We start from the raw sequence: 24,715 nt of genomic DNA on the forward strand, positions 1-24,715 counted from the left end.
GCGATATACCTATCCCCCATTATTGTTTCCATACAATCATTAAAATTTTATTTATAACCACAACAATCCCTAGTAACCAAGCAATCTCATTTTTTCCAAGCAGAGCAAGCAATAAGACTGGCAGGCCAAACACAATGATTTCCAAGATGAAATGAAGGGGTTCAACTAATTTTATCGGTGCTTTTGGGGATCCCATCAATCCCCATAATACAGCCAAAACGAAAGGGCCACCAACCGCGAGAATCCATTGAACAACAAGCCTGTCTCCAGTTTTATACCCCCAATAACCCACTGCGAAAAGAGAACAAAGTTCTAATAAAAATCGCAATACAACATTAAATGACTGCAGACCGGCAAGCAAGCTCATTTACAAAATCCCCCGTTCATTTGGATTATTCACTTACACAAATTTCTGAAACTAAACTATTTGTATTAATATTTTAACTAATTATATTAGTTTTATCAAGAGATTTTAATCTTACCTCGCTATAAATTTTGTTTTCAGTTAATTAAAAAGATTTAGTGGTGGAAGAACTTAAGCAAGAGTTTTCATTTTAAAGGGGGAACGAAGATGAACTGGAAATCCCCCTTGGTTTTATATCGATAATAATATTATGTAAACTGTAGGTAAGAACAAGACTTGATGATTCCATGATGGGCCAAATGCTCATCCAAATTCCATTGCTGTTTTTATTTTTTAGTAATGCGGTTTATAAAATAAGACCCTAGAAGATGAGGGGATATAACTTGGATTATTTTCTGGATTGTTTCCTTAGGTCAATTTAAAGAGAGCCCCACCATATTTGGGTGGAGCTCTCCTATTCCCAATTATCCTTCATCAATAAGAAGAAATACATCTTCCCCTTCAATAATTGTTTGATAGCTTTTCACACATCCAATATCGGGCTTTTGTACTTTTCCATCATGCAAACAAATTTTCCAATCATGCATCGGACAAAAGACAAACTCACCGCTTACGATTCCTTGACTTAATACTCCGCCGCGGTGTGGGCAGCGATTTTCAACTGCCCGAAAAATCCCGTTTGATAATTTGAAAACCGCCACTTCTATATCCCCTATCCGCACCGTTTTACCTAGACGCTCTGGGAACTCATGAACATCGCCAAGTGGAAATTTTGATATGCTTTTATTCACAGTAATTATCCCCCTCCACCTGTTATCGTCCTTACGACATGACCATGCCTTCAAACAGCTCTTTTTGCAGCTTTTCATCCTCGGTAATTACCTTCCAAGGGTCCCTAATAACTGATAGAGCTTCTTCCATTCTAGCGTTTAATTCTGCTCGTTTTTCCTGGTCATCTAACACAGTTCGGACATGCTCCAAACCAACACGCTCAATCCAGGCCGATGTTCGCTCTAAATAGTTCGCTGTTTCCCGATAATATTGCAGGTAGGCACCCGTTATCCTCATCGCTTCCTCTTCCGTTTTAACTTTGTACAATAAGTCTCCGCCGCGTACGTGGGTTCCCCCATTTCCACCAACATAAATTTCCCAACCGCCATCGATCCCGATAAAACCAATATCTTTAAACCCGGACTCGGCGCAGCTTCTAGGACAGGCAGAAACGGCCATTTTCACTTTATGTGGAGTTTGCAGCCCTTCAAATTTCTTTTCCAGCCTAATTCCCAGACTGATTGAATCCTGTGTGCCAAAACGGCAAAACTGTTCTCCGACACAAGTTTTTACCGTTCGAAGTGATTTTCCGTAGGCAAATCCGGATGGCATGTCCAAATCCTTCCATACTTTCGGCAGATCTTCTTTTTTTACCCCAAGCAAGTCAATTCTCTGCCCTCCTGTTACTTTAACTAAAGGAATATCATATTTATCCACCACGTCTGCAATCCGACGCAAATCTTGTGATTTTGTAACTCCTCCATACATCCGCGGAACAACTGAATACCTTCCGTCTTTTTGAATATTGGCATGCATACGTTCATTTACAAAGCGAGATTCTCTTTCATCTTCATAACCGGTTGGATTGACCATTCCTAAATAGTAATTCAGAGCGGGGCGGCATTTTGAGCAGCCTTCGTCCGTTTTCCACCTCAGGACAAACATGACTTCTTTTATGTGGGTCAACCCTTTTATTTTTATTTCTTCAATCACTTCATCTCTAGATAATGCTGTACAGCTGCAGATCGGTTCTTTTTGTATGGTGGAGTCGGCCTCAACTCCTAAGGTGATCTGTAAAATCTCTGCTACAAGCGGTTTACAGCCACCACAGGAACGGGATGCACTCGTACATTCCTTAATAGCATTGACACTTGTACATCCCTTTTCCTGAATTGCCTCGATGATTGTACCCTTTGATACTCCATTACAGCCGCAAATAATTTCTTCATTGCTCATGGCTGCAGTCAAGCTGTCTCCGGAATCCTCACCAGTTTGGTTTAAAATGGACACTTTTGTTAAATCGGAAATGTTCGTTTCCTTTTGAATCATGGAAACTAAGCGGTTTCCTTCGCTGCTATTACCAAATAGGACAGCACCGACAATTTGATCTCCTCGTAAGACAATTTTCTTATAAATGTTATCTTGTTCATCAAAGACTTTGATGGCTTTTTTGTCTTCCCCCTCATAAAAGTCTCCGGCTGAAAAAACTTCAACACCCGAAACCTTCAATTGTGTAAATAAAATAGAGCCTTTATACGGTTCCTTTCTAACCCCGGAGATTTGTTTGGCTAAAATTCTTCCTTGTTCATACAAAGGTGCCACTAAACCATACGCAATTCCGTTGTGCTCTGCACACTCGCCAACCGCATAAATATGAGGGATATTCGTTTCCATATAGTCATTGACAACAATGCCGCGATTGACAAGCAGTCCGCTTTCTTTTGCCAGCTCAACATTCGGTTTTATCCCAACTGCCATCACCACTAAGTCCGCTTCAAGTTCCGTCCCATCACTGAATTTCAATCCTTTTACACGTTCTTCTCCTAAGATTTCCTGTGTTTGTTTTTCTAATAAAAAGTTCACGCCTTGTTTTTCTAATTCGGTTTGCAGCAGTTTCCCGGCTGTTGTGTCTAATTGGCGTTCCATCAAATAGGGGGCAAGATGGATAACCGTAACATCCATTCCTAAGTTTAATAGTCCCCTTGCCGCTTCAAGCCCAAGCAGGCCGCCACCAATCACTGCTGCCTTTTTAAATTGTTTAGATGTTTCCAACATGACTTCAGTGTCTTTGATATCACGAAAGGCTGTTACCCCTTCTATATCTTTTCCCGGTATGGGAAGGATGAAAGGCAGCGAACCCGTCGCCAAAATTAATTCATCATAAGGTTCTATCCTGCCTTTATCTGTAATGACTGTTTTCCTGCTAGAATCAATTTTAATAACTGTTTCTCCCGTATATAACTGAATGTTGTTAGTACGATACCATGCCAAGTCATTTAAGGTGATATCTTGAACACTTGTATCACCCTGTAGAACCTTCGAGAGCAAAATTCTATTATAATTCGGATGCGGCTCACTACCGAAAATAGTAATCTCAAACAATTCTTTAGAAATACGCAGGATTTCTTCGATGGTTCTAACACCAGCCATCCCATTCCCTACTAAAACTAGCTTTTTCTTCTCCACCTGGCATTCCCTCCTTGTTAAGTTTTTTAAAATATATCACACCCTTTCTAACTTGTTACCATTCATGTAAGGTTTCCTAACGCAGTTTTTTAAAATGGAAGCTTTCATTTAAAAAAGCGGGCTTACTCGAACAGCACTCACTTTATAACCAGGCATTTTGCAAATCGGATCTAGTTCCTTTGCTACGAGCATGTTAACATTTTGTGAATCCGCCCAATGAAAGGGAACAAACACCGTATCCGGACGTATTGCTTCCGACCATTTGCTTCTTACGACGATACTCCCCCTTCTAGATTCGATTTTCACCAACTTTTCATCGCCAATTCCGTAGGCCATTGCCGTTGAAGGATGGATTTCCAGAAAGGATTCAATGTTTCTGGCGGCTAATGCCGGGCTTTTTCTTGTTTGCACACCTGTTAGATATTGTGAAAGGACTCTGCCTGTTGTTAGATATAGCGGATACTCTTCGTTTGCCTTTTCTTTGGAAGCGGCCAATTCATTCGGCACTACCGCCATAACCGCTTTACCATCCGGATGGGCAAAAGAGGTTTCGAACAATCTATTTGTCCCATTGCTGGATTCATCCGGACACGGCCATAACAAACCGCATTCCTTTTTTAAACGATCATATGTTATGCCGAAATAATCAGCGATTCCTCCACGGCTCGCCATTCGTAACTCATTAAAAATTTCTTCCGGTGATGCATAGGAGAAATATTTCCCTTTGCCTAGAGCTCTAGCGATGTCACAAATTATCTCCCAATCATGTTTCACCTCTCCAGGACATGGAAAGCTCGCTTCCCTTAACAATACCCGTCCCTCTACATTCGTCATTGTCCCTGTATCTTCAAGATAAGAAGAACTTGGTAAAATTAAATCTGCTAATCTAGCAGTCTCGGACACAAATAAATCTACGGCAACAAAGAATTTTAATTTTTTTAGAGCTTCTTGTACGAAAAAAGCATTCGGATTGGAAACAATCGGGTTGGAACACATGAGCAGCATTCCCGTTATTTCACCTTCATGAATTTTTTCCATCATTTCATAGGCTGAAACGCCCTTTTCGGGCAATTCCTCCACAGGGATTCCCCAGACACGGGCCATAAATTCGCGATGTTCCTCATTTTCAATTGAGCGGTAACCTGGAAGCTGGTCTGCTTTTTGACCGTGTTCTCTTGCTCCTTGGCCATTTCCCTGACCGGTAATCGCTCCATAACCACAATTTGATTTCCCGATTTTACCTGTAACAAGCAGAATATTCAGGAAATTACGGACAGCAAAAGAGCCATCTGTTTGCTGCTCCACCCCTCTGGCGGTAAAAATCATTCCTGATTCTTCTTTTCCAAACTTTCTCGCCGCTTTTCGAATTTTCTCGACTGATACTCCTGTCTGTTCTGCAATTTGGTCCAACTCCAAGTTGAGTACGTAGTCTTTAACAGCTTCAAAACCATTTACCCGCTTTTTTAAAAACTCATGATCCAAATAGCCTTCGTTGATGATGACCTTTAATAACCCATTGACCAGCAAGGCATCTGTTCCCGGTTTTAGTTGCAAATGCAGATCAGCCATTTTCGTTGTTGCCGTTTCCCGTGGGTCAATAGCTATGATAAAAGCACCGTTTTCCTTTGCCTTCTCAAAATATGGCATGATAGTAGGCTGGCATTCGGCAATGTTTGTTCCAGCTAAAATAATGCACCGTGTAAACGGAACTTCAGATAAGCTGTTAGTGAAGCCCCTATCCATTCCAAACGTTTGGCTTGCGGCGGAAGCTGCGGCAGACATACAGAAACGGCCGTTGTAATCAATATATTTAGTTTTTAATGCTACCCGTGCAAATTTCCCTAACAAGTAAGCTTCCTCATTTGTGATAGATGCACTCCCGTACACGGCCAAGGCATTCTGACCATCCTCCGCCTGAATTCGGGTAAACTTTTCTTTGATGTGGTTTAATGCCTCCTCCCAGGAAATGCGAACAAATTCTCCATTTACTTTTAATAACGGGTATTTCAAACGATCACGATGGAAGGCATGTTGATGGGCATTTGCACCCTTCATGCATAAGCGACCCTCGGAAGTTGGGTTATCCTTGCCCACTGTCATATATCTTTTCCTAGAAACAATCGATTGTTCGATCAACTGCATCTTACATTGCATGCTGCAAAATGGACATTGTGTATCGTACGTTTTTTCCTTTTCGACTTCCTGTTGCTTGGTTCGAAAATACTTTAACAATAACTCAGTCATGGACGCCCACCCTTTTCTTCCTTATCGATTCATCCTCTCTTAACCTCTCAAGCAATTGCTGGCGAAGCTCATCGTCAAACAATACTTCTCTTACATGGATTAGGCCCGCTCGATCTAACCATTGCCATGTCCGCTCACGGTAATTGGCCGTTTCTCTGTAATATTGGATAAAACCAGAAACCATTTCGATTGCTTCTTCCTTGGATGCTGCAATACATAATAATTTTCCGCTCAGAGGGACATGCCCAGCGCTGCCGCCTACATAAATTTCCCAGCCCCTGTCAATTCCAATCAGTCCTATATCCTTTGTTACAGGAACCGCCACCTTATGCATACATGGGGAAATGTCAATTTTTATAGGATAGGGGGTTAATAGACTTTCAAATTTCATTTGAAGACACTCAGCTATTTGAGGACCGGAATGCCAGTCACATTTACATATTTGTTCCCCGATATTAGTGTTGATGTTACCTGGCACGTTGGCTTGTTTATCCACATATTGCGGATCTATCATGCTTAAATAATATTGAATCGCTGGGGTACAGGTCGGACAGCCAGTCGCATTTTCCCATTTGAGAACCGCTCTTACCTCTTGGACAGTAGTTAATCCCCTCAATTGCATCTCCTTAACCGCTTCTTCTTCTGTTAATGATGTACAAGAACAAAAGGGTTTTAATAAATTCTCTTCTACAAATTGATCACTCTGAATTAAGGATAGGAGATCTGTTACTAACGGTTTACATCCCCCACAAGAACTAGCTGCTTTTGTGCAAGTTTTTATTTGTTCAACGGATGTTAACCCATTTTTTTGAACCGCCTTCAAAATAGCCTCTTTGGTTACTCTATTGCATCTGCAAATGACTTTGTTTAGAGGCATGGCAGCTGCTTTTAAGCCCCCTTTAGTCATTCTGTTACCAACTAGGGCTGGTCTTTCCATAACCAAATAACACCTCCACTAGTGATGAAATAATTGAATATCCCACATTATTTCATAAAAATCAAAAAAAGAAATTGAACACGTTACATTTTCTAACATGAAAATTTCCGTGTTAGATGACCTTACAGGCTTTGAGACAAAACAAAATTGACCTATTATTCTTGAAAACAGCAAGGGAATTATCTAAAGCACTTAATGAGCAATGGAGGAATGGAGATGAGATTAATAGAATTAAGAAAAAGCGGGCATGCCCCCTCGCTGCTGTCATCGTTTTTATACTTTGATGTCAGTTTCATGGTTTGGGTAATGTTAGGGGCACTAGGAGTCTATATTGCAAATGACTTTAATCTATCACCATCTGAGAAGGGATTCATCGTCGCCATCCCGATTCTTAGCGGCTCTTTTTTCCGCCTTATTTTCGGGGTTTTAACAGACCGGATTGGCCCCCGAAAAACGGCCATTTTCGGAATGTGCTTCTCATCGATTCCCCTCGTGTGGGGCTGGCAATTCGGAGATACTATAGCTGAACTTTATTTGATAGGCATCTTACTTGGTGTAGCTGGGGCAAGCTTTGCTGCAGCCATTCCGATGGCGAGCCGCTGGTATCCACCGCATTTGCAGGGGCTGGCAATGGGGATTGCAGGTGCTGGAAATAGCGGTACACTTTTCGCTACATTGTTCAGCCCTCGTTTGGCTGAAGCTTATGGCTGGCATAATGTAATGGGACTGGCCTGTATCCCGCTTTTAATTGTTTTCATCGTTTATATCATTTTGGCGAAAGATCCTCCTTCCCAACCAGAATCTAAACCAATAACGGATTATTTGCGAATCTTCAAACAAAAAGACACTTTGTATTTTTCCTTGTTTTACAGCTTTACTTTCGGCGGATTCGTGGGACTATCCAGCTTTCTGGGCATCTTTTTCGTAGATCAATACCACTTATCAAAAGTTCAGGCGGGCGATTTTGTAACCCTTTGTGTAGCTGCCGGTAGTTTTTTTCGCCCAATCGGGGGTTATATTGCGGATAAAATAGGCGGGGTTCGGCTGCTTACCTTTTTATTAATTGCAGCAGCACTCAATATGTTCGGTGTAAGCCAGCTTCCTTCCCTTTATTTGGCGATAACTTTTTTATTTATCGGCATGCTTTGCCTCGGAATGGGCAATGGCGCGGTATTCCAATTAGTTCCTCAACGGTTCTCAAAGGAAATTGGAATGATAACCGGCATTGTCGGGGCAGCTGGAGGGGTTGGCGGATTTTTTGTCCCGAATATTCTTGGTACACTCAAACAAGTAACCGGAACATACCAAATTGGTTTTATCGTTTATGCAGTCTTGGGTGTGGCTGTACTGATTGTCCTTGCCAACGCTCAGCAATCATGGCGAAAAAAATGGATTTCAAATGAAGCTTCGATAAAAATTTAATCTTTTCGTTAGGGAGGTAACCTTTGATAAAAGAAATAAGCCAGTAATATCGGATTTCGATATACTGGCTTTTAAATTATACCGCATCCCTGGAAACTTTTTTCCCTCCGCTTGGAGCTACGGTGATACCTGTTGACTCTTCAAAATTGTACAAGCTGGCAGGCAAATCCGCGAATCGCTCTAATTCGTTATAGGCTGGAATACCGTGAAAGGACATATCCAATCCTTCTTCTTCCTCTCGTTCCGTCGCCCGGAGTCCAACCGTTTTCTCGCATACAAAAGCCATAAACGATCCGCAGATAAGTCCCCAAACAACTACGGCTGCAGCACCCAAGAGTTGAATTTTAATAAGAGAAAAATCCCCTGAAGTGAATAACCCATGAGACTGATCAAACAATCCAACCGCGATGGTGCCGAATACACCATTAAACCCATGAACCGCCACTGCACCTACAGGGTCATCGACTTTTAAATAGTCCACTAATAACGTTGCGTATATGACAATGATACCGCTGATAATACCAATGATGATTGCACTCCATTGCGAAACAAAGGCACATCCTGCTGTTATAGCCACTAACCCAGATAATACCCCATTGATCATCATACTCGGATCCGCTTTACCAAACTTCTTCATCGTCATAAAAAGAGCTGCTGTTCCGCCGCTCGCTCCTGCAAGCATCGTATTAATGGCTATAGAAGCAAAGGCTTTATTAGAAGCATCCAAGGTGCTGCCAGTATTAAAGGCAAACCAGCCAAACCACAAAATGAACGTTCCGGCTGAAGCTAAAGGTATGTTACTTGGAGCAAATACATTCGTGCTTCCATCGGAATTGAATCTTCCTTTCCTCGGCCCCAGCCATTTCGCCATAGCAAAAGCTGCAAAGCCACCTACCGCATGAATAGCGGCCGATCCGGCAAAATCCTTCATCCCCAGTTTCGCAAGCCAGCCGTTTGCGCTCCAAATCCAATGTCCGGAAAGTGGATATACAATGATACAGATTAAGGCAGCTGTTAAAATATAGGCTTTAAAGTTCATTCGTTCGGCAACAGCACCAGAGACAATCGAAATACAGGCAACCGCAAAGCCCATTTGAAACAACACGAAGGCCGTGCTCGGCAGGTCAATGGAAAGGGTAATATTTTGCGGATGTCCAAAAAGTGTGGTTCCAAAAAATCCATTAACATCCTTCCCAAACATCACACCAAATCCAATCAGCCAGAAAGCTAAAGCGCCAACCGTTAAATCCACAAAAATTTTCATGGTCACGTTTACGGCGTTTTTTGTTCGAACCAGGCCAGCTTCGAGTAGACTAAATCCGCCTTCCATAAACAGCACCATTGCCGCTGCAAGGACGACCCAAACCGAATTTAAGTAGATCAGTTCCATGATACTCATCCCTCCTTTTTCTGCAAATCATCAATATCATCATCCGTTTCACCTGTCCGGATGTTATACGCCTCTAAAATCGGATAAACATAAATTTTTCCGTCCCCATCTTCTCCAGTTTGCGCAGCGCCCACAATTGTCCGAATGGTCCGTTCCACCATGTAATCGGAAAGGATAATCTCCAATTTTACTTTTGGATGAAGAGTCACTTTGTAATTTTTCCCGCGGTATACACCTTGGGTATCTTTCTGCTTCCCTCTGCCAACCACCTGCGAAACGGTAAACCCAGTAATACCTATACTCTTTAGCCCTTTTATGGTCTCAGTAAGTCTTTCAGGCCTGATAATGGCTTCAATTTTTTTCATTAAGGTGGACCGCCTTTCTTTATGTTAGCTTTTATAACATATAATGATAAATAATATAACATTCGCAAAATTACTGTCAATTAAAATATAAATATTACAGTCTTTAACCCAATTTAATAGAAAAAGGAGCATCCCTTTTTTCCAAAAAAGAGAATGCTCCTAAATATTTCACAGCTTATTGGTTTACCTCTTTCAAGCACTTTACCAATATACAAAATGTGTAAAGGATAAATTCTATAAAATAACCAGTCAATCAAAGGATCAACTGGTTTCTTTTTTTTTATAATTATGCCCCGACCTCTGGCATTTCCAGGCTCTGTTGGCCATTTAGTCCTTTATATATTTGTTCAATTTCATCTCCTGTTAAATCGCCCCGCTTAAGCAGTTCTTCTGCAATCGCGTGGACGAAGGCAGCATTCTCAAGAACCAGCTTTTTCACATTGGTCATTTCATCCTTTAACAGCTGGTTTATTTTTGTACGAAGAGCCCTTAGGCCATCGGCTCGCGACCCTAAGGCAAGCCAACTGAACAATTCATCTCCCATCCCAACAATACCGAGGTATGCACCGGCAAGCTCTGTTGCCTGCCGCAGGTCAGATGTGACGCCATTTAATTTTTTCCCCAGGAATTCTTCCTCCACCGCCCTGGCGGCAAGACAAACTTGTATTTCTGCAAGAATTTCACTGTCACTGCGGTTATATCTTTCATGGGTTGGTTTCGTGGCCGCAAGACCGAGGGCTCCTCCACGGCGAATGATAGTAACCTTCCAAACTCGTTCATGCGGTTTCAACAGGTACTGTGCTACCGCATGACCAGCCTCGTGATAAGCAACATTGCGTTTTTCATCTTCGCTCATTGAACGAAGCGGCTGTTTGAGCCCCCATTCATATGTTTCCATTGCGTTTCGGAAATCCTCATAGCTCGAAACCTGTGCCCCGCGCTGATGAGCGATGACAATTGATTCGTTGACAATATGCTTAATTTGGGCTGGACTATAGCCGATGGTATCTAATGCAGCACGTTCTGGAGTCAGCGACTTATCACGCTTGATTTTTTGAAGATAATAGAAGAAGACATCGACGCGACCATCATAGTCAGGTGAATCGACCCAAAGCTTTCGGTCGAAACGGCCAGGTCTGAGCAGCGCTTGGTCAAGAACATCCGGTAGGTTGGTCGCTCCAATCGTCAAAACCGGAGGCCGTTCAGCCTTTTTACGCCTTAAGCCTAGCGTGCGCAGAAGCTTGGCAAACCAGGAGCTGTCAATATTCGGGGGATCCATTTGCAAGAGGAGCTCATTTAAAAGGCCGGCGCCGCCCATTCCCATCATCCCTCCCATCATTCCGCCGCCTCCGCCGCCTGATTGACGGCTCATTCCGATGGCATCGATTTCGTCGATGAAGATAATGCAGGCACCATATAATTTTGCAAGTTTTCTAGCTTTTTTATATAAACCCATGACTTTAAGGTTTCCTACACCGAAGAACATATTTTGAAAGCTAGGTGCAGATGCATAGGCAAATGGTACTTGTGCTTCATTCGCTATGACTTGGGCCAAGTAAGATTTTCCTGTCCCGGGAGGTCCGCAAAGCAATAATCCCCTTATAGCTTCGCCCCCCATTTCCTTAAATTCCTTCACACCTTTAAGGAGGGTGACAATACGCTTGGCATTTTCTACAATTTCAGGGTTTCCTCGATAATCATCCCAAGAGGAACCTGTTTCACCTGGCAAGATCCAATAGGTTCGCCCCCTGGCCAGAAACCAAAATAGAGCAACAAACTGAATAATCATAAACATCATGGCAAAAAACAATTGGAAGACAAAACCTAAAATAGTTATCGCGATATTCCATGCTGCAGGTCCTCCTTTTACCAACAGCATGACTAAAAACACGAAAACCGCAACCCAGAGGATAATTTTCCGCCATTTGACCCACTGATAGTTCCTCAAGGTCTCACATCCCTTCTTAAATTTGTGAAATATTCTATGAAAAATAGGCTTCCATGTTGACAGGAAAGGTGTCAGGCATGAAGAAATATTTTCATCAAAAAAACCCTCCGCAAAGGAGGGTTTCTATAAACCAGATTATTTAAATTTCTTATAAATATCAAATAAATACTTGAGAGAAATGGCGATACCGCCAATAAAATAGAAGGTTACCAGTATCCATCCTGACGGGTCTATGGAGAGCATTGAAATGAGGATATTTAATGGGAAGATGAAGTAGAGGACATCCTTAAGATAGTCTAAAACTAATGTTGGGCTGAATGAGCCTTTCCAAAATGATTTTACAAAAGCTATCAGAAAATCAATAAGCATAAGTCCGAAAGCAGCCCACAACGTATACAGCATCCAATCTGCAAGTGCAAAAGACATTATTCATCACCTCCTTACTACATAATATTCGAGTAGAATTAGCTGGTGAGAATAGTGAAAAATTTTATTATAAACAAAATAGTTTAAAATTAGACAAGATATGAGCACAATAAACGAGAAAAATTTATATTTACTATATTAAACTAGAGAAGAGGATGAAAATGGATGGAATTAAATAAAGATTGCATGTATTGCATGGAGGATGAAAGACGAGACAATCTTATGATTGAAATAGCCAAACTTGGTGTTTCCACAGTTTTTCTCTTTAAAGAGCAAACCTATAAAGGCAGATGTAATGTAGTATATAAGGATCACGTAAAGGAACTTTTTGAACTTAATGACCAGGAATTATCTTTATTTATGAACGATGTAAAAAGGGTAGCAGCTGCTATTGACAGGGCTTTCCAACCAAATAAGATAAATTATGGTGCATACGGTGATACATTACATCATTTACATTTGCATGTCGTCCCAAAATATGAAGGAGAAGATAATTGGGGATCAACCTTCGTAATGAATCCCGGCAAAGTTTATCTGACTGACAAAGAATATTCAGTTATGATCAAAAAGATTAAAGCCAATTTAGATTAATCCTGAAAACAATAATAAAGCCGCCCACCTTGTGAGCGGCCTAAAAGTTTATTTTTGTAAGCCGTTTAGATTTTTCTGAAATTCTATGAAATATTGTAAAGTATCAGGATTCGCTAATGAGCCTGTATTCACTGCCTTTTCAACAGGCGTTCCCATCAAAATTTTCTTGATCGGTACCTCTAGCTTTTTGCCATTTAAAGTTTTCGGCAGCTCATCTACTAAAAAAATTTCATTTGGCACATGACGCGGTGAGCAGTCCTTGCGGATGGCCTGATTGATTCTTGACTTCACATCTTCAGTCAGCACGGCATCCTCTTTCAATACAACAAAAAGCGGCATATAAGATTGCTCGGCACTTAGCGGCAGATCGACAACTAAGCTATCAAGAACTTCAGGCACTTTTTCCAATGCACTATAAATTTCACTCGTCCCCATCCGGACTCCGCCGCGATTAATCGTTGCATCCGAACGTCCGTAGATAATAGCACTTCCTCTTGAAGTGATCTTAATAAAATCACCATGGCGCCAAATGCCTGGGTACATGTCAAAATAGCTGTCGCGGTAACGCTCGCCGCTTTCATCATTCCAAAAATAAATCGGCATCGATGGTGTCGGCTCGGTTATGACGAGTTCACCTATTTCATCTGTCAGCTCTTCGCCCTGTTCGTTAAATGCCTTTACAGCAGTACCGAGCGCCCGGCACTGCAGTTCCCCAGCATGAACTGGCAGGGTTGGAGCACCGCTAACGATTGAGGTACAAATGTCCGTTCCTCCACTTGTCGAAACGAGCCAAAGGTCTTCTTTCACATGTTCATACACCCATTCAAATCCGCTGACAGGAAGAGGTGACCCCGTTGACCCGATACTTTTTAAATGGGAAAGGTCAAACTGTTCCCTCGGCTTCAGGCCAGCCTTCATGCAAGCCGTAATAAAGCCTGCACTGGTTCCGAACATAGTCATTTTCGAGGAATCGGCAAATTTCCATAATGTATCATAATTTGGATATGCTGGATTACCATCATATAATAGAATCGTTGAACCCACCAGTAAACCGCTTACAACTACATTCCACATCATCCAGCCAGTTGTGGTATACCAGAAGAAACGATCATCTTTAGAGATATTGCTTTGCAGAGCCATCATTTTAAAATGTTCTAATAAAATTCCACCCTGACTTTGGACAATCGCTTTTGGTTTGCCAGTAGTACCGGAGGAATATAAAATCCACAGTGGATGGTCAAATGGCACTGCCTCGAATGATATTTCTGCCCCTGTTGTAATTTCAAGCGGATGATTCCACAAGACAGCGTTCGTTAACTGTCCGATATTTGGCTCTTCTTTTATGTTTGGGATAATGATTGTTTGCTGTAGAGTTGGCAGTTCCGCTTGGATTTTTTTCACCAGTTCAAGGCGATCAAAGTCTTTTCCTCCATACCGGTAGCCATCAACGGCAAACAATACCTTAGGTTCAATTTGCTTAAAGCGGTCAATTACGCTCATGATCCCAAATTCAGGTGCACAGCTTGACCAGACGGCCCCGATGCTGGCACAAGCAAGAAAGGCTGTAATCGTTTCATGAATATTGGACGCATACGCTACTACACGGTCTCCCGGCTGAACTCCAAGTGATTTAAGATATTCGGCAATGGCCGCGGTGTTCTTTTTCAATTCAGCCCAGGTTATTTTCCCTTGCGTCCGGTTTTCACTTTCGTATATAATTGCTTCTTTTTCAGGGATTTCATTACGAAATACATGCTCTGCATAGTTTAAAGTTGCTCCAGGAAACCACTGAGCCCCTGGCATTTTTCTTACCTTTAAAACCTCTTCATATGGCGTTTTCGCCTGAATGTCAAAATAGTGCCAGACGGCAGACCAAAAGCCTTCAATCGAGGTAACTGACCACTTCCATAACTGTTCATATGTATCAAAGTGCAGTCCCCGTGTTTCTTCCAGCCATATCATGAATTTTTTCAAATTGGATTCATCCTGGAATTGTTGTGAAGGCTCCCACAACAACTTTCCTTCCATTTTTTCAATCGTCATTGCCATTCCCCCAAATGTCGTGTTCGAATTGTTTTAGCTACACTTACCATATACGAGTTTAGGATAGTAATTTCCTTCTTAATTTTTCAAAAAATGAAAAAACTCTTAAAAGAAAAGCTGCCATGTTGCAGGCAGCTAAAATACGAGGCACCGACTATCGTGTCCAAAATGAAAAATGCTTTGAAAAAGTATACAATTATAAATAAGACCTAGTTTAAGTTAAAGGATGTAGCTAATGGATTGGAAACCTAACAGAGATTCTAAAATACCCATTTATAAACAACTTGCTATATATATCGAGAACGGGATTGCGGATGGAACTTTTCCCCAAGATAAGCCATTGCCTTCTGAAAGAGGCTTGGCGAAAGAACTCGGAGTAAACAGAAGCACCGTTATTGCGGCTTATGACGAGTTGGAATCAAATGGACTGATTGAGCGAAAAAAAGGCAGTGGAACAACCGTAAGCAAAGATATTTGGGGAATGGCTAAGAACCGTGTTCCAAGCTGGAACAGGTATATTGAGGCAGGCTCATTTCTTCCCAATTTACCTGTAACGCAAAGAATTCACAAAGAGATGGCTGAGCAAAAATTAATTAATTTAGCCAGCGGCGAATTATCTCAGGATTTATTTCCCTTATCGTCTCTTAGGGAAATTACTATGAACAGATCCTTTATCGGTACTTTGGGATATGACCATCCACAGGGTAATTTGATACTCAGAGACACACTAGCTAAACATGTTAAACAGTTCCGAGGGATCGAAACGAATCCTTCATCTATATTGGTTACTTCGGGAGCACAGCAAGCTTTGCATCTTGTGGTGCAATGCCTGTTAAAACTAGGAGACTCAGTTGCCCTTGAGAATCCTTCCTATCATTACAATCTGCCTGTATTTAAATCTGCAGGAATCAAAACCTATTATTTAAAGGTTGGCAAGGATGGGATAAACCCAGACGATATAACCGATTTATATAAAAAACATCGAATTAGGATGATTTTCTTGAATCCAATTTTTCAAAATCCTACAGGAACGCTTTTGTCCCTAGAACGGAGGAAAAAGATTCTTGAAATATCATCTGAATTTGGGATTCCAGTGGTGGAGGATGACCCCTATAGTTTAACGCCTTTTTCAATGAAGAAAATCCCAACTCTTAAATCATTGGACCATCATGGGAATGTTTTATATATTAGTTCTTTGACAAAAATTGTTGCCTCTGGGCTGCGGATAGGATGGATTATTGGACCGAAACAGGTCATTGAAAGGTTAGCAGATGCAAAACAGCAAGTCGATTTTGGACATGCCAGTTACTCGCAATGGATTGCAAATGATTTTTTAGAATCAAATGATTTTGAATCTCATATGAAAAGGTTAGTTAAGAGGTTGGAAAACCGCAGGAATCAAATTGTTAATAGCCTGGATACGTTTTTAAAAGACCAAGTCGAATTTAATATCCCACAAGGCGGCATTCACTTGTGGTGCCGAATTAAAAATGGATGTGATGAAATCCAATTGTTGGAGGAATCGATAAAAAGAGGTGTAATATTTGTCCCTGGTTCAACGATGGGGACTGAAAAGGGTTTCGTCCGTTTTACCTTTGCAAGGGAAAATGAGGAAATGATCAATGAAGGAATTCGAAGGTTTGCTGATGCACTTGAGATTGTTTCAAACTAAATGGGGAAAATAATAAGACCATCCTTCAAGATGGTCTAATCAACCCCAATATAGATTCCAAGTGAAATTAAAGCGATGCCGATAATAACAACATATATTAAAGTTAAGTTTGTGGTGTTTCTTTTTGTTGAACCTCTGTAGTTTTCATCAGGTTTCCTGGTAATTAATAGCGTTGAAACTACAGAAAAAATAAGGATTAATATTACTAAACCGATCATTATATTCATACTGCACCTCTAATTAAAAAGCTTTTACTACCTATATAATATCGAAAACATATTGATTATTGACCATCCAATTCATCTAAAATAAGACCATCCACTTTTTAAACGTGATATAAAGGGGAATAATCCCACTCCAGTATTTGAGAGTTCATTTCATTCTTACTTTACAATCAGTCTAATAGAACCTGAAAACGAAAATTGCCACTATAAAATCAAATGCAGCGCACAATGGCGGGAACCATCTTACCACTTTCGTTTTAATTATTTTTGGATGATGGAGCATATCCCAGATTCCATGAAGGATAAAACCAATGCCAACCCAAATGGGAGAGTACAACAGTCCCCAGACAGCACAATTAAAAAACAGCAGCGCCATCACAGATTCAATAGAGAGCCAAATTAAACGCCCATCCGACAATGAAGCACCTGCATACACACAAGCAGTAAAAGCCAGAAATAATGTGAACAGCTGATATGAAACTGGAACGGTAAAACTGTAAAAAAGTCTAACAGTCAGCAATGACAATAAGACACCAGCAACGATATTCCTTACATTGGATTTCATCTTAATATCTCCTCTCCATTTACTTATTTGGTATGCTTTCATCTTATTTCAGTTTGGTTCTTTTCTAGCCGCAAATTATGTAGTCTTCCCCGCAAAAAAATGAGGGCTCCATGCAATCTTTTTCTTTTAATCAAAAAGGCCGGATCTGCACCGGCCTCTATCATTAGTTATTTTATTTCTTATACACTTCTTAACGCATCAATTGGATTAAGCCTTGAGGCCTTCCGTGCTGGAGCAATACCAAAAATAATCCCAATGGCAGCAGAGAAGCCAAACGCAAGCACCACAGTAAATGCCGAAAGTGCAAAACTTGCCCCAATCAAAAAACATACAGCGTAAGCTATTAACACACCTAGCAATAAGCCAATCGTTCCGCCAAAGAGTGATAAAAATACCGCCTCCATGAGAAACTGCTGTTGAATCCGCTTAGGCTCTGCTCCAAGGGCTTTTCTTAGCCCGATTTCGGTCGTTCTCTCTGTAACAGAAACAAGCATCATATTCATAATCCCAATGCCGCCAACGATTAGAGAAATGGAGGCAATTCCGCCCAGCATGAGTGACATCATGGTTGTTACCCTATTGATGGAAGACAACATATCCTGCATATTGATAATGGTAAAACCGTCTTTATTGTAGTTAAATGCCTGGTTTAAAACAGCTTCGATATCACTAGTTATTTTTTCAGAATCATTGGCATCGCTCATAAACACGTCAACATTGTTAATATATCCGGTTCCTAGCAGACTCATCGAAGTGGTATAAGGAATAATGACGGCATCGTTATTTGACGAATCCGAAAAACTGCTTGATTCTTGAAGTGTTCCGATCACCGTGTAGGTTACACCGGCTATTAACATTTTTTTACCGATTGGGTCTTCCCCCCAAAACAGTTCTTCTGCAATATTGGCCCCAATAAGGCATATTTTATTTTCATTATCAATATCCAAAATATTGATGCCTCTTCCAGTTTCAATAAGGTCTTTTGTCTTTGAAAAATACACATCATTTTTACCTTGAACGAACACATCCTTTTTTTCATTTCCGTTATAGACCACTGTTGTGTTTCCGGTAAGAGTCGGTGATATTCCGGCAACATCCTCGATCTCTGATAGCTTTTGAATGTCACTGTCGAGTAAGCCTTGTTTAAGTGGTGTTCCGATGGCTTGAACAGTTATTTTATCGGCCCCGAAGGAAGAAAACTCACTTGTCATTCCGTCCATCGCACCTTTCACAATCGTAATCAAGGCAATGATGGAAGCAACGCCAATCACAATCCCTAACATGGTTAAAAACGAGCGCATTTTGTTATGGATCAGATTCATCCAGGACATCTTGATATTCTCTTTAAACATAAGCAAACTCCTCTCTCAGTTTGCCGTCTAATATGCGGACAATTCTACTGGCATTTTTTGCAATTTCGATATCATGTGTAATCATGATAATCGTTTTTCCTTCTTCATGAAGCACGTGAAATAGCGCCATGATTTGCTGACCGGTTTTTTGATCGAGTGCACCGGTTGGTTCATCGGCCAGCAATATGGTTGGGTTGGTCACCATTGCACGTGCAATGGCTACCCTTTGTTGCTGCCCTCCGGAAAGCTGATTGGGACGATTTAGCAATTTATCGCCAAGCCCGACTCGCTCGAGCATTTCCCTTGCCCTTTGTTTTCGGTCTTTTTCCGGCACTCTGGCATAAACAAGTGGAAGCTCCACATTTTGTATCGCATTAAGCCTTGGAAGCAACTGGAATTGCTGAAATATAAATCCGACCTCCTTGTTGCGGATTGCTGCTAGAGAAGCTTCATCAAGTTCATCAACTTTTTGATTCGACAAATAATAATCACCGCTCGTCGGTGAATCGAGGCATCCTATAATATTCATCAGTGTCGATTTCCCTGACCCAGATGGTCCCAGGATAGCTACAAAATCCCCTTTATTTACAGTCAGATTAATATTGTTTAAAACCACCTGCTCTTCCTCACCCATCACGTACGTCTTTGTAATTTGAGTCATATTCAGAATTTGTCCGTTCATTATGGATTACCTCCATGCATCATCGCAGGAACGGCATTATCTTTATCGACGATCATCACTACATCACCCGCGTCTATACCTTCTTTAATCTCGATAATTGTTCCGTCGTTAATGCCCGTTTGAACATATTTTTTGACTTGGGCACCTTTTTCTGAAGGAATTAAAACATACGGCTTATTTTTGCTGTCAAAATTGATGGCTTTCATGGAGAGAGTAATGATTCCCGATACATTTTGTTTCAATATTTTCGCCTCTGTACTCATCCCTACTTTAATCGCATCGTCATTGTTGAGGTCAATCGTTGCAGAAAAATAGGAAACACCGTTTTCGTTAGAGGCTTCCTTTGAAATGGCGGTGACCGTTCCTTTAATTTCTTTTTCGAGCGCATTTACAGCAACATTCACTTCTTGACCAACAGAAAGGTATTTTAGGTCATATTCGTCAACTTTAACAGTTGTTTGTAATACGGCATAATCGACGATGTCGACTAATTGCGCCCCTGCCATAACCTCCGCGTTTTTTTCTACATAGATTTTTGTAATTTCTCCGTTAATTGCTGCTTTTATTTTTTTACCATCCTTCGTTTCTAACAAGACATCGCCGCTTTTCACCTGGTCGCCTGATTTCACCTTTATTACCATAATCTGCATTGGAGCATCACTTGTAATTGTCTTTCTGTTTTTAGCTTCGACCGTACCTGAAAAGGTGTAGTAGGTGGTAATGTCGTCAATTTGAGCTGTTTCCTTTTCGAAAGTTCCTAATCCCTTTGGCGTAAAGATTACTGCTGAAATGATGGCTATTGCTAATAGTCCAACTATTGACCAAATTACTATCTTCTTTTTACCTTTCTTTTTAAGGTTTGTATTCATAAATTAATCCCCTCCCTTATTCGATAATTTCATTTTACGGCGGCTCCCTTTCCTTCTAACCGCATACTTTTGGATAACCCACCGCAGAAATCGGTGGTACCTCCGCATGATTTTGGGGTTGGATTTTTTGAAAAATATGGAGTTCACAGTAAATTAATGTAGGTTTCTCCGGGTATATTATGAAAAACAGAATGTATCGGGAGGAAGAAAAAGTGAGTAACAATACCCTATCCTTTTTTGCTTTAGGCGGCATTAATGAAATTGGCAAAAACATGTATGTGATTCAATATAATGACGATATCGTGGTGATTGATGCAGGCGGAATGTTTCCTGATGAAAGCTTGCTTGGAATTGATTTGATCATCCCAGATGTGACCTATTTGGAAGAAAACCGTGAGAAAATCCGTGCTTTAGTTGTGACCCATGGGCATGAAGATCATATCGGCGGAGTTCCATATTTTTTAAAAAAATTAAATGTTCCCATCTATGCAACTCGTTTTACCCTCGGTTTGATTGAATTGAAATTGGATGAGCACCGGCTGAAACGGGATACGAAACTCGTACCGATTGATGCAGATTCAGAGTTAGAGTTTGGTGAGATTAAAGTCTCGTTCTTTAAAGTCAGTCACAGTATTCCGGATTGCTTGGGGATTGTGTTTCAAACCCCGGAAGGGAATGTTGTTCATACAGGGGACTTTAAATTTGACCTCACCCCGGCTAATAGCGATCAATATTCCGATATACATAAAATGGCTGAGATTGGCCAAAATGGCGTTTTGGCATTAATTTCTGAAAGTACGAATGCAGAACGAAAAGGGATCACTCCTTCTGAGCAAATGGTGGGTAGTCATATGTTGGAAGCTTTTCTTCGGGCTAGGGGGAAAATTTTCGTTTCGACTTTTGCTTCCAATGTTAATCGTGTGCAGCAAGTAGTAGAAGCCTGTCTTGAGACAAATCGAAAGCTGGCCTTGCTGGGCCGAAGTATGGTGAATGTCGTTGATGTTGCCATTGAACGTGGCTATTTGCATGTACCGGAAGGAATGCTGATAGCAGCAGGCGAAATCGAAAAATTTGCCCCCGAACGAGTCGCCATCCTATGTACCGGAAGTCAGGGCGAGCCAAATGCCGCTCTCGGGCGGCTCGCAAGCGGAAGCTATCGGGATGCTTCGATTTATCCCGATGATACTGTTATTCTAGCAGCATCCCCTATTCCTGGGAACGAAAAGGATGTTTCCCGGATTATCGATAACTTGTTCCAGCGGGGAGCGCATGTTATTTACGGTTCCGGAAGCTCAACCGGTATGCATGTATCGGGCCACGGTTACCAGGAAGATCTAAAACTGATGCTTACTTTGATGAAGCCCACTTACTTTATTCCGATTCACGGCGAATACCGGATGCTTCACCATCACCGGATGCTTGCGGAATCGGTTGGAGTGGAAAAAGGAAATACCTTTATTATCCGGAATGGGGATGTTGTGGATATTCAAGACGGGGTTGCGAGGCAGACAAGATCCGTCCCAGCAGGTGATACATATGTTGACGGTGTGAGTGTCGGTGATGTGGGAGAGATCGTGCTGCGTGATCGGAGGCAACTGTCTGAAGATGGCATGCTGGTAATCGTCTTAACGTTGAGCAAACGGGACCAAAGGATTATCCAAGGACCCGACACGATTACGCGCGGATTTGTGTATGTAAAGGAATCTGAGAATTTGATGAGGGAAATTAACAGCCTTGTCAAAAAGACGGTCAATGACTTACAAGAAGAAAACATTCGGCAATGGAACGTCATTAAACAAAACATTAAAAAGACTGTAGGACAGTATCTCTTTAAAGAAACGAAAAGAAAACCGATGATATTGCCGATTATTATTGAAATCTGAATTAGAGTCAGGCACCCTTGTAGGTGCCTGACTCGTTTTTTAAAGTGTTTTCACATGTTCTGTCAACTCAGCAATATACGAATCACTTAAAAACCCGTTGCCTCCACGGATAATTTCCTCGAAATAATGGTCAGGCGGTGCTGTTTCAGGGTCTTTCGAAACGACTATGAATGTTAGTACATCTTTGATTGTCTGGCCATCCATCTTGACATCAATTAAAGAAGGCCGGTAGAGACGAGTATGAACGCCCTCGCGCCGGTATAAATATTCGAGACATTCATATGGAATCTCGTAAACCTTCCCTTCCACAACGCCTCCCTCTTCCACAATGTCTGCCCGCCCGCCGTCAGGCATCTTTTTTGTAAACCGAAGGGTGTAACCCTTAAGCTCTGCAACCCCTGCTAATTTTTGAAAATAATGATCGACCCCAGCTAGCTTAAACCTGGCATGATCCAAACAGCTGCCATATGCAAAATACAGAACGTTCCCACTTTGTTTTTCAAACTGGTACACCTTCCAGTCACCTAGTACGATTGGCGTACTTAACATGCTTTCGTTGTGTTTGGCAACCGTGTAGATATAGGCTTCCGTCTTCCTATTGTCATGAAAAATGATTTGTTTTTTTCGGTCGTATAAATTGTCGTGACTATGTTCCTCATATTCTTCCAATTCGTCCAGGCTGCATAGATGATTATCTGAAACCAGGTATAATTCCCCATATACCGTATCCGATTCTGATTCTTTCACCGCGGGATATCCTAGTCCGGTGTCGAATAGTCTTCCGTTTGTCCAAGCCTGCTCAGCTACAAGCTCTGCCCCCTGCAACAAATGATGATATTTTTCATTCTTTCTCAGTGTTCCATAAACGAAAACGTAATGTTTGTTCATTTTTTTAGCAATCCCTTTCGTTGAACTAAATTCATCCATTCTAAACTTATCTTTACTTCGGCATAAAAATCCTAGATTCCTTTTACAGTTAGAGTAATTTTTTTTGGATTCCTTTCTATACATGGACTGCTGGTTTGCTAGAAATAATAGCATTTAGTTAAAGTGAAGGGGGCTTTTTATGGATCTCAATATTTTTAGAATAATAAATAAAGTGGCTAGCCGTTCTCGCTTTTGGGATATGATCATGATAACCATTTCGAAAAAAGCTCGTTATGTATAGGTATTATTATTAATTATCTTGTGGTTTCTCAATAAGAAATTCTCGCTATTAACGGGGGTATCGGTTGGAGTTACTCCTTCATGAAGCCATTATTCCCAAAAGTATTGCTTTAAAATATCAAGGATCAATAAATCATGGTAAAATGATGATAATAGTGGAGTATTTGAACATCACACCTTATATATTTCCAGAATGAAGGGTTATCGTTGACAAAATTTCTGAACATTAATGACAATAAAACAAATCGCTTTTTTATAACACTCATCATTGCCTTAATCGGCGCGCTGATATTTCAATTCCTTCATACCCCCATTCCTTGGCTTTTAGGACCAATGACTGCTGTATTCATTGGCTCGAGGTTTAATCGAATTAATTTATATTGGCCTAGATGGATACGAGATATTGGATTAATCATTGTTGGTTATTCGATTGGGCTGTCCTTTACCAAAACAGCTCTTTATCAAATTGCGGCAAATTTGCCTTCCATGTTGTTAACGACCACTTTACTAATTTGTTTTTGTGCTGGCATTGCCTTTGTTGTAGCAAAGCTGACTGACGTTGATTATCCAACTGTTCTAACCGGAAGTATCCCCGGTGGTCTATCGCAAATGATTACCTTTGCCGAAGAGATGAAGGGAATTGATATTACAACGGTGACGTTTCTTCAGGTTGCCAGATTAATGATGATTATCTTTTTTGTTCCGTTTCTTGTGTTCGGACCGCTTTTTCAGAATACAGGAAAGGGTAATACAGACTCCTCACTTTTACAAAGCGCAGATCAAACATTTGCTGGAAATTTTCCTCTGATGCTAATTTTATTTGCTGTCATTAGTGTTCTAAGTGCCCTGCTAGCGAAAAAAATAAAGGCTCCTACGCCGTTTTTACTTGGACCGATTTTGGGAACAGCTGTCTTGACGATTGGCGGACTTCACGGACCTGCCCTCACGCCGCCTGTATTAGACCTCTCGCAATTTATGATTGGCGGTTATATAGGACTGTTGTTGAAACCTGAAAAACTGACAAATAAAGCAAAAGTTATTACCCTTGCCATTATCAGCGGGGGACTGATGATTCTCTGCTCATTAGGATTAAGTTTGCTTTTGGTATACTTTCGGTATTTCACTCCATCCACCAGCTTCTTGAGTGTCGCCCCAGGAGGAATGGATCAAATGGGCATCCTCGCTCATGCAATAGGAGCGGACTTATCAATGGTGAGTGGCTTTCAGCTATTCCGGCTGTTTTTCATATACTTTGCCGTCCCGCCAATCCTAAGATGGATATTCAAAATCAAAAAAAACGCAAAATCCACTTAGACTTACCAACATAACAAAAA

20 protein-coding genes are annotated in these 24,715 nt (G+C 41.2%); 5 read left to right on the forward strand and 15 right to left on the reverse strand.

Annotated features, from left to right (window positions below; genetic code table 11):
* Positions 1–19: 19 nt before the first annotated feature.
* From ACNQGS_RS04430 to ACNQGS_RS04450, 5 genes are all read right to left on the reverse strand, one after another.
* Positions 20–367: a YrdB family protein gene (locus ACNQGS_RS04430; protein WP_491486295.1), complete on the reverse strand. Its 348-nt coding sequence runs from the start codon at positions 365–367 to the stop codon at positions 20–22.
* A gap of 461 nt (positions 368–828) precedes the next feature.
* Complete coding sequence (gene nirD / locus ACNQGS_RS04435) at positions 829–1,155, reverse strand: nitrite reductase small subunit NirD (protein WP_491486296.1); 327 nt, start codon at positions 1,153–1,155, stop codon at positions 829–831.
* A 31-nt stretch (positions 1,156–1,186) separates the two neighbouring features.
* Complete coding sequence (nirB, locus tag ACNQGS_RS04440; protein WP_491486297.1) at positions 1,187–3,601, reverse strand: nitrite reductase large subunit NirB; 2,415 nt, start codon at positions 3,599–3,601, stop codon at positions 1,187–1,189.
* A 108-nt stretch (positions 3,602–3,709) separates the two neighbouring features.
* The gene (nasC, locus tag ACNQGS_RS04445) at positions 3,710–5,845 is read right to left on the reverse strand and encodes an assimilatory nitrate reductase catalytic subunit NasC (RefSeq protein WP_491486298.1); all 2,136 of its coding nucleotides are present in this window, start codon (positions 5,843–5,845) and stop codon (positions 3,710–3,712) included.
* Entirely contained in the window at positions 5,838–6,782 is a 945-nt protein-coding gene (locus ACNQGS_RS04450) for a (2Fe-2S)-binding protein (protein WP_491486299.1), read from the reverse strand. Before ACNQGS_RS04450 ends, nasC begins: the two co-directional genes overlap by 8 nt.
* A 216-nt stretch (positions 6,783–6,998) precedes the next feature.
* Here ACNQGS_RS04450 and ACNQGS_RS04455 point away from each other — a divergent pair, with 216 nt between their 5' ends.
* Positions 6,999–8,204: a nitrate/nitrite transporter gene (locus tag ACNQGS_RS04455; RefSeq protein WP_491486300.1), complete on the forward strand. Its 1,206-nt coding sequence runs from the start codon at positions 6,999–7,001 to the stop codon at positions 8,202–8,204.
* 76 nt (positions 8,205–8,280) lie between these two features.
* Here the strand turns inward: ACNQGS_RS04455 and ACNQGS_RS04460 are convergent, their stop codons facing one another.
* From ACNQGS_RS04460 to ACNQGS_RS04475, 4 genes are all read right to left on the reverse strand, one after another.
* Positions 8,281–9,594, reverse strand: a complete 1,314-nt coding sequence (locus ACNQGS_RS04460) for an ammonium transporter (protein ID WP_491486301.1) — start codon at positions 9,592–9,594, stop codon at positions 8,281–8,283.
* Positions 9,595–9,599: 5 nt separating this feature from the next.
* Positions 9,600–9,959, reverse strand: a complete 360-nt coding sequence (locus ACNQGS_RS04465; protein WP_378581639.1) for a P-II family nitrogen regulator — start codon at positions 9,957–9,959, stop codon at positions 9,600–9,602.
* 286 nt (positions 9,960–10,245) lie between these two features.
* Positions 10,246–11,907: an AAA family ATPase gene (locus ACNQGS_RS04470; RefSeq protein WP_491486302.1), complete on the reverse strand. Its 1,662-nt coding sequence runs from the start codon at positions 11,905–11,907 to the stop codon at positions 10,246–10,248.
* A gap of 135 nt (positions 11,908–12,042) precedes the next feature.
* Positions 12,043–12,333, reverse strand: coding sequence for a hypothetical protein (locus ACNQGS_RS04475; protein WP_213115825.1), 291 nt, complete (start codon positions 12,331–12,333; stop codon positions 12,043–12,045).
* Positions 12,334–12,498: 165 nt separating this feature from the next.
* Here ACNQGS_RS04475 and ACNQGS_RS04480 point away from each other — a divergent pair, with 165 nt between their 5' ends.
* Complete coding sequence (locus tag ACNQGS_RS04480) at positions 12,499–12,924, forward strand: HIT family protein (protein WP_491486303.1); 426 nt, start codon at positions 12,499–12,501, stop codon at positions 12,922–12,924.
* A 48-nt stretch (positions 12,925–12,972) separates the two neighbouring features.
* Here the strand turns inward: ACNQGS_RS04480 and ACNQGS_RS04485 are convergent, their stop codons facing one another.
* A complete protein-coding gene (locus tag ACNQGS_RS04485; RefSeq protein WP_491486304.1) occupies positions 12,973–14,967 on the reverse strand; it encodes an acetoacetate--CoA ligase in 1,995 nt (664 codons plus the stop codon).
* 235 nt (positions 14,968–15,202) lie between these two features.
* Between ACNQGS_RS04485 and pdxR the strand changes: the two genes are divergently transcribed.
* A complete protein-coding gene (gene pdxR, locus ACNQGS_RS04490; RefSeq protein WP_491486305.1) occupies positions 15,203–16,639 on the forward strand; it encodes a MocR-like pyridoxine biosynthesis transcription factor PdxR in 1,437 nt (478 codons plus the stop codon).
* 399 nt (positions 16,640–17,038) lie between these two features.
* Here pdxR and ACNQGS_RS04495 read toward each other — a convergent pair whose 3' ends face one another.
* The 4 genes from ACNQGS_RS04495 to ACNQGS_RS04510 form a co-directional block, all read right to left on the reverse strand.
* Positions 17,039–17,428, reverse strand: coding sequence for a DUF6010 family protein (locus ACNQGS_RS04495; RefSeq protein WP_491486306.1), 390 nt, complete (start codon positions 17,426–17,428; stop codon positions 17,039–17,041).
* Between the two features lie 179 nt (positions 17,429–17,607).
* A complete protein-coding gene (locus ACNQGS_RS04500; RefSeq protein WP_491486307.1) occupies positions 17,608–18,780 on the reverse strand; it encodes an ABC transporter permease in 1,173 nt (390 codons plus the stop codon).
* Positions 18,773–19,450, reverse strand: a complete 678-nt coding sequence (locus ACNQGS_RS04505; protein WP_491486338.1) for an ABC transporter ATP-binding protein — start codon at positions 19,448–19,450, stop codon at positions 18,773–18,775. The genes ACNQGS_RS04500 and ACNQGS_RS04505 overlap by 8 nt, the downstream gene beginning before the upstream one ends.
* An 11-nt stretch (positions 19,451–19,461) precedes the next feature.
* The gene (locus ACNQGS_RS04510; RefSeq protein ID WP_491486308.1) at positions 19,462–20,331 is read right to left on the reverse strand and encodes an efflux RND transporter periplasmic adaptor subunit; all 870 of its coding nucleotides are present in this window, start codon (positions 20,329–20,331) and stop codon (positions 19,462–19,464) included.
* Positions 20,332–20,522: 191 nt separating this feature from the next.
* Between ACNQGS_RS04510 and ACNQGS_RS04515 the strand changes: the two genes are divergently transcribed.
* Positions 20,523–22,214, forward strand: coding sequence for a ribonuclease J (locus ACNQGS_RS04515; protein WP_491486339.1), 1,692 nt, complete (start codon positions 20,523–20,525; stop codon positions 22,212–22,214).
* Positions 22,215–22,253: 39 nt separating this feature from the next.
* On the opposite strand, the gene ACNQGS_RS04520 is transcribed toward ACNQGS_RS04515, so the two are convergent.
* Positions 22,254–23,141, reverse strand: coding sequence for a gamma-glutamylcyclotransferase family protein (locus ACNQGS_RS04520; RefSeq protein WP_491486309.1), 888 nt, complete (start codon positions 23,139–23,141; stop codon positions 22,254–22,256).
* 447 nt (positions 23,142–23,588) lie between these two features.
* On the opposite strand from ACNQGS_RS04520, the gene ACNQGS_RS04525 reads away from it, so the two are divergent.
* Positions 23,589–24,695 (forward strand): AbrB family transcriptional regulator, encoded by a 1,107-nt coding sequence (locus ACNQGS_RS04525; RefSeq protein ID WP_491486310.1) that lies wholly within the window; start codon positions 23,589–23,591, stop codon positions 24,693–24,695.
* Positions 24,696–24,715 lie beyond the last annotated feature (20 nt).

This window comes from Neobacillus sp. PVCKKU3 (assembly GCF_058323225.1).

What these genes read in the sequence shown, in the direction of transcription:
- ACNQGS_RS04430 (WP_491486295.1), bottom strand. Translation starts at nt 367, where the DNA reads ATGAGCTTGCTTGCCGGTCTGCAGTCATTTAATGTTGTATTGCGATTT.
- nasC (WP_491486298.1), bottom strand. Translation starts at nt 5,845, where the DNA reads ATGACTGAGTTATTGTTAAAGTATTTTCGAACCAAGCAACAGGAAGTC.
- ACNQGS_RS04450 (WP_491486299.1), bottom strand. Translation starts at nt 6,782, where the DNA reads ATGGAAAGACCAGCCCTAGTTGGTAACAGAATGACTAAAGGGGGCTTA.
- ACNQGS_RS04455 (WP_491486300.1), top strand. Translation starts at nt 6,999, where the DNA reads ATGAGATTAATAGAATTAAGAAAAAGCGGGCATGCCCCCTCGCTGCTG.
- ACNQGS_RS04460 (WP_491486301.1), bottom strand. Translation starts at nt 9,594, where the DNA reads ATGGAACTGATCTACTTAAATTCGGTTTGGGTCGTCCTTGCAGCGGCA.
- ACNQGS_RS04465 (WP_378581639.1), bottom strand. Translation starts at nt 9,959, where the DNA reads ATGAAAAAAATTGAAGCCATTATCAGGCCTGAAAGACTTACTGAGACC.
- ACNQGS_RS04475 (WP_213115825.1), bottom strand. Translation starts at nt 12,333, where the DNA reads ATGTCTTTTGCACTTGCAGATTGGATGCTGTATACGTTGTGGGCTGCT.
- ACNQGS_RS04480 (WP_491486303.1), top strand. Translation starts at nt 12,499, where the DNA reads ATGGAATTAAATAAAGATTGCATGTATTGCATGGAGGATGAAAGACGA.
- ACNQGS_RS04485 (WP_491486304.1), bottom strand. Translation starts at nt 14,967, where the DNA reads ATGACGATTGAAAAAATGGAAGGAAAGTTGTTGTGGGAGCCTTCACAA.
- pdxR (WP_491486305.1), top strand. Translation starts at nt 15,203, where the DNA reads ATGGATTGGAAACCTAACAGAGATTCTAAAATACCCATTTATAAACAA.
- ACNQGS_RS04495 (WP_491486306.1), bottom strand. Translation starts at nt 17,428, where the DNA reads ATGAAATCCAATGTAAGGAATATCGTTGCTGGTGTCTTATTGTCATTG.
- ACNQGS_RS04500 (WP_491486307.1), bottom strand. Translation starts at nt 18,780, where the DNA reads ATGTTTAAAGAGAATATCAAGATGTCCTGGATGAATCTGATCCATAAC.
- ACNQGS_RS04510 (WP_491486308.1), bottom strand. Translation starts at nt 20,331, where the DNA reads ATGAATACAAACCTTAAAAAGAAAGGTAAAAAGAAGATAGTAATTTGG.
- ACNQGS_RS04515 (WP_491486339.1), top strand. Translation starts at nt 20,523, where the DNA reads ATGTATCGGGAGGAAGAAAAAGTGAGTAACAATACCCTATCCTTTTTT.
- ACNQGS_RS04520 (WP_491486309.1), bottom strand. Translation starts at nt 23,141, where the DNA reads ATGGATGAATTTAGTTCAACGAAAGGGATTGCTAAAAAAATGAACAAA.